General features: G+C 58.2%; 6 protein-coding genes. All 6 read left to right on the top strand.

Annotated features, from left to right (window positions below; genetic code table 11):
- Positions 1–444: helix-turn-helix domain-containing protein (locus LJE91_12890; protein ID MCG6869579.1), on the top strand; the 444-nt coding region annotated here is incomplete at its 5' end.
- A 171-nt stretch (positions 445–615) separates the two neighbouring features.
- Complete coding sequence (locus tag LJE91_12895) at positions 616–732, top strand: LysM peptidoglycan-binding domain-containing protein (protein MCG6869580.1); 117 nt, start codon at positions 616–618, stop codon at positions 730–732.
- Positions 713–2416, top strand: a complete 1704-nt coding sequence (locus tag LJE91_12900) for an arylsulfatase (protein MCG6869581.1) — start codon at positions 713–715, stop codon at positions 2414–2416. Before LJE91_12895 ends, LJE91_12900 begins: the two co-directional genes overlap by 20 nt.
- A gap of 91 nt (positions 2417–2507) precedes the next feature.
- Complete coding sequence (locus tag LJE91_12905) at positions 2508–3530, top strand: haloacid dehalogenase-like hydrolase (protein MCG6869582.1); 1023 nt, start codon at positions 2508–2510, stop codon at positions 3528–3530.
- 791 nt (positions 3531–4321) lie between these two features.
- The gene (locus LJE91_12910; GenBank protein MCG6869583.1) at positions 4322–5074 is read left to right on the top strand and encodes a hypothetical protein; all 753 of its coding nucleotides are present in this window, start codon (positions 4322–4324) and stop codon (positions 5072–5074) included.
- Positions 5075–5232: 158 nt separating this feature from the next.
- Positions 5233–5693, top strand: a 461-nt coding sequence (locus LJE91_12915; GenBank protein ID MCG6869584.1) for a DUF4338 domain-containing protein, incomplete at its 3' end; no start/stop codon positions are given.

Raw genomic sequence — 5693 nt, forward strand, 5'->3', positions numbered from 1 at the left:
GAACATCCCGGGGATTGGCCCTGGAGCAGCTACCGCGCAATGGTCGGCGATGCGCCGGTACCGGGCTGGCTGGCGACCGATGGGCTGCTGGCCCAGTTCGGCAGGCGTCGCAGCGAGGCACGTCGGCGTTACAGGAAATTCGTTGCCGAAGGTGGCGTAAGTATCTGGTCGGGATTGCGCCAACAGATCTATCTCGGGGATGAAACATTCGTCGAGAAGATGCAGAAAAAAGCCTCGTTACCGGCCGATCAGTTGAATATCCCAAGGGCCCAGCGCAGAAGGCCCGCGCCACCGCTGGAGGCAATAGCCGCCGAGCACGCGGAGCGCAATGACGCCATTGTTGCGGCTTACGACACTGGCGCTTATAGCTACCGCGAGATTGCCGATCATTTCGGTCTGCACCCGGCGACGGTGGGACGCGTGATTCGCAGTCGAATGTTATAATGCGAGACCTGACCCCATTGGTGTTCAGACCGATCGCTCCCGACCGCGGCCTTCACCACGGGGCTGAAGGCCGCGTGCTCGGTCTTCGCCCTGACCGCCTGCCTGGTCGCCAGCGGCGCCCAGGCCGCCGACAAGGGCCCGCGTCACCACGCCGAGGGCCAATACGACACCGTGACCGCCACCTATGTGGTGGTCGAGGGCGACGACCTGATCGCGATCAGCGAGCGCTTCGAGGTCCCGATAGAGGCCCTGAAAGCGAAAAAACCAGTTGGCGTCGAACGAGGTTAAGGTCGGCCAGAAGCTAACCTTGGCTGCCGGCGGCAGCACGGCAGGCGCGCCCGATGGCAACAAGCCCAACATCCTGTTCATCATGGGCGACGACATCGGTATCATGAACGTCGGTGCCTACCACCAGGGTCTGATGGTAGGGGAGACGCCCAACATCGACCGCCTGGCCAATGAGGGTGCAAGGTTCATGACCTATTATGCCGAGCAGAGCTGCACGGCCGGTCGTACCGCCTTCTTCACCGGTATGCACCCGTTGCGCGCGGGCATGGTCATGCCCCAGCTGCCGGGCGCCACCAGCTACCTGTTACCCGGTACGCCGGCGCTTGCCAAGTTCCTGCTCGACCTCGGCTACAACACCGGCGAGTTTGGCAAGAACCACCTGGGCGACCACGCAGCTGCGCTGCCGACCGCCCACGGCTTCCAGGAATTCTGGGGCTACCTGTATCACCTCGACGCGATGCAAGGGGTGAGTTTCCCGGATATCAACAGCTCCCCGACCGTGCAGGCCGTCGTTCCGCCGTGCGAGAACACCCCGGTCAAGGGCCTCGAGCCAGTCCCAGGCGCGATCGACCCGAAAGACGGGACCTGCATGACCCCGCCACGGCCGGTTATTGCCTGCACCTCCTCGGACGGCACCGAGGCGAACCAGACCTGCAAGAACGAAGGGCCGCTCACGCTGGAGCGTTCGAAAACTATGGACGAGGAGATCTCGGCCAAGGTCATCGACTTCCTCGACCGCAACGATCCCAAGAAGACCGGTAAGCCGTTCTTCGTCTGGTACAACCCGGCGCGCATGCACATCACGACCATGCTGCCGCCAAAATACCTGGATATGCTGGGCACCAAGGGCGGCAAGGACTGGGGCATCAACGAAGCCGGCATGAAGCAGATGGACGACAACATCGGCTATGTGCTGAAAAAGCTGGAGGACATGGGTGAGCTGGACGACACCATCGTCGTCTTCACCACCGATAACGGCGCCGAGGCCATCACCTACCCCGATGGAGGGGTCACGCCCTTCAAGGGCGGAAAACTCACCACATGGGAAGGCGGTATGCGGGCGCCAATGATCGTCCGCTGGCCGGAACATGTCAAAGCTGGCACGCATCCCGACCAGATCTTTTCTTCCCTGGACTGGGTGCCAACCTTCGTCGATATCGCCGGTGGTCCTAAAGGCGACGGGCTGAAGAAGGAGATCGAGGCTGGGAAATACCCCGGAATTGTCAAGACGACACTCGACGGCGTCGATCAGCGGGCTTACCTCGAAGGCGAAGGGGACTCGGCACGCGATACGTTCTTCTATTACAGCGGCCAACACCCGTCGGCAGTGCGCTACAAGAACTGGAAGTACTACTACACGATGGCGTCTCCCGGCCCGGAGGGTGGGTTTTTGCCCGAAACCACTTATCACCGGACCCAGGTCCAGAACATCAAGCGCGACCCCTTCGAGCAAGCGGTGGGTGAAGAAGTAAAAACGAACTTGGCCATCGGCGGTGCTCTGGCCGCCCCGAGTTCGGCGTACATCTATGACTGGAACCTGCTGCCGATCGGGCAGCTGCTGTGGCTGAAGGAACTCGAGACTTACAGGACGTTCCCGTCGCTGCAGACCCCGGCGAGCTACAACCTGGATCAGGTCATCGAGGCGATGAAGGCCGCGAAGCACATCAGCCACGCGGGCGAGTAGTCTGATCGTCCGAGCAAGAAGTCATGTAAAGGGTGCCCCGATCGGGGCACCCTTTTTTGATTGAGTTTGCGAAACAGCATTGAGGGCCATCATGAATTCGATCACATTTTCTCGCGGTACCCAGGCATTTGTCTGTGTTCTCCTACTGGCACTTGCCGGACAGTCAGTTGCCCGGTCAGGCTCACTGCCGTCGTGGAACGACGGTCCGGCAAAAAAAGCCATCGTCGAATTCGTCACAAAAACCACTGACGAGAACAGTCCGGATTTCGTCCCGGTTGCGGAACGCATTGCGACTTTCGACCAGGACGGGACGCTGTGGGTAGAGCACCCGGTCTATTCGTTTGTCGTTTATGCGCTGGACCGGGTACCTGCGCTGGTAAAATCGAAACCGGAATTGGCGCAAGTCGAACCCTTCAAGACGGCCATGTCCGGTGATCGCGCGGCGATTGAAAAACTGACCCTGCCGGATCTGGAAAAAATCATTGCTGCGACTTTTACCGGGATGTCCGTCGAAGAGTTTCGAAAGCAGGCCCATCAATGGATCGCCACGGCAAAAGATCCGCGCTGGAAACGGCCGTATACCGATCTGGTCTATCAGCCGATGCAGGAGGTGCTCGCCTATCTTCGCGACCATGGCTACAAGACGTACATCGTGACCGGCGGTGGCCAGGACTTCTTGCGCCAGTATTCAGAAACGACCTATGGGATTCCGCCTGAGCAGATAGTCGGCACGGCCGGCGCCACGAAATACGGCTATGGCACGAACGGCCAGCCGTTTCTGACCAAGGAACCCAAGCTGTTGCTCAATGACAACGACGCCGGGAAGCCTGAGGGCATCCACCTGATGATCGGCCGACGGCCCGTCGCGGCTTTTGGCAACTCGACCGGCGACCGCCAGATGCTGGAATACACCAAGGCCGGCAGTGGGCTGCGGCTTTCAATGCTGGTCCTGCACGACGATGCCAAGCGCGAGTATGCCTACGGCCCAGCACAGGGATTGCCGGCCACCGAGGTCGGTGCATTGACCCAGGCGCTATACGACGAAGCCCAGAAACAGGGCTGGGTCGTCATCAGCATGAAGAGTGACTGGAAGCGCATATTCGAGTTTGAATAAATAGACGATTCCACAATGGAGTTGGTCTCGGCTCTTCGCACGGATGACCCCTTATCGCCCCCTTATCTTCGCCTCCAGGACCTCAGACCCTGGGCATGCCCCATTGCAATTCCTATCCTTTATCCTTTGCACGATCCACGCGCCCGTGAAGATTCAGACTCGCACGCTGTACCCAATCCCTGTCCACCCTCGTGGAGCTTGAATCGGAGAATGTGTTTTCACTGGGCTCGTACTCTTGCGTCGCGATACTTTGGCCTTGGGCGTCGCCGGGGGCTTTGCGCTCGCAGGTTGTGGACCGGCATCGCCAGGAAGAAACTTGCCATTGGCGCCCCGGGTTTCTCTTTTTGACCGAGGGAGGAGACATGTACAGGCCGATCCCCTAAAGCGCGAACGATGCAGCGCTGGTTGTGACGGCTCAGCGATCCGAGACTCACCCCGTATTTAGCCACCAGCGACCGAAGATTTCGCCCCAGTAGCAGCGCATCGTCAATGGCCTGGCGTTCCTTGTGTTTTCAGATCACGCATGGTCATCCGAATGGCGTAGGCATGACATCCTCTCAGGTTCCAGCCGTGTTCCAATTTTTCTCCCTCGGGTGTTAAATATCTTGGAACAGGACTGCGTGTTCCAAAACCAGCATGGTATCGATCAGATAAGCAACATGAACCGGTTTTGCCTGAGTTCTTTGAGCCTAAATGGAATCATTAGTCCGCTGGAACGCCACGGCGATAGACGGCGATAGACAAATATCAAATTGAACCTGAACTCGAATATTGAAATCGGGAGAGATCCAATGACGATCGAGAACATAGATGCAGATTCAGATGCCTCCCAAAACCACTGCAAGCTCTGCCTGCAACCGATGCCTGTTGGCGCTGCTGTATGTAGTCACTGCCAAAAGCATCAGAACTGGGTTATGCGTTATTTATCGAACGTTGGCATATTGATCTCCTTTGGATTGCTGATATTTGCCGTAGCACAATTCTATCAAGCATCACGGGAAAGAGAGAATGCAAAGGAGGCAGCGGAAGTCGCTCGAGAGGCGGCCCAGGTTGCCAACGATGCTCGGCAGAAAATCGAGAGCTTAGTCGTGCAATTGAAAGCTCTTGAATCCACTGCAAAGCGGGATTTAGAGGAAGCGACACGCATTGCGGAATCAGCACTTTCCAAGGCAGTTGTCTCGACCGTGAAAACCCAAGAAAATCGGAAGGATCTGCATAAGGCGAGGAAACGTCAAATAGCAAAGGAAATGACTGAACTGCAGAGGGAAATCAACCAGATTCAGGAAAGAATATGGAAGATCGAGCTTGAGCGTGGAAAAGTACAAAACGCAACTCATCTGCGTAACCTCAATGCGGAGCAATCTCGCTTGGAAATCGAAATCTACAAGCGTTCATCGAAACTCGACGTGCGTCAGGTGGAACTGGAGGAACTCGAAGAACTGAGCAAACCAACACCTTCCGACATGTCTACAATGGGCTCACCGCCAGTCGCGGAGACCGATATCGTTCCAAGTGCTGCTAATAAAAGCACTATTCGCCGATGAAGCAAAATAGGCAATGGCGTCTGTACGGAAGGTGTTGGGCACCCCGCAGCGGGGCGCCGAGCGCCATATCGTTACCGTCTTCTCCCCCCGAGGAAATTTTTCGGGACACGGGCTTTCGGATCTGATGAAATGCTCTCAAAATCACACAGGAGAGCGCCATGCCCGGAGCACAGCTGCCCCCACGGATCTGCAGTCGTCCCTTTGGGGAGGATGAGCTGAAGGTTGTAAGGAACATCGTTGGTGACGGCCAGGACGAGGGGATCGGTCGCAGCGAGATCGCCCGGCGGGTGTGTATCGCCCTGAATTGGCGCAATGCCCGCGGGGACCTCAAGGAGATGGGCGCGCGGGTGGCGCTGCTTCGCCTGCATCGTCAGGGCTGGATCGCGCTTCCCGAGCCTCGAAATCGCAATGGCAACGGCGGCGGAGCGGCACGACTGGCTCGCGCAGCGGTTCCGCAGCCCCCGGAATCGGAGGTCTGCATCTCGCTTGCGCAATTGGGCACGGTCCGCTTGCAGCAGGTAGAGAACAGGGGCGATTCGCTGCTCTGGGACGGGCTGATCGACCGTTACCACTACCTCGGTCACAGCCCGCTTTCCGGTGCCCAGATCCGCTATCTGAT

It is taken from the genome of Gammaproteobacteria bacterium, assembly GCA_022340215.1.
Lineage (GTDB): Bacteria > Pseudomonadota > Gammaproteobacteria > JAJDOJ01 > JAJDOJ01 > JAJDOJ01.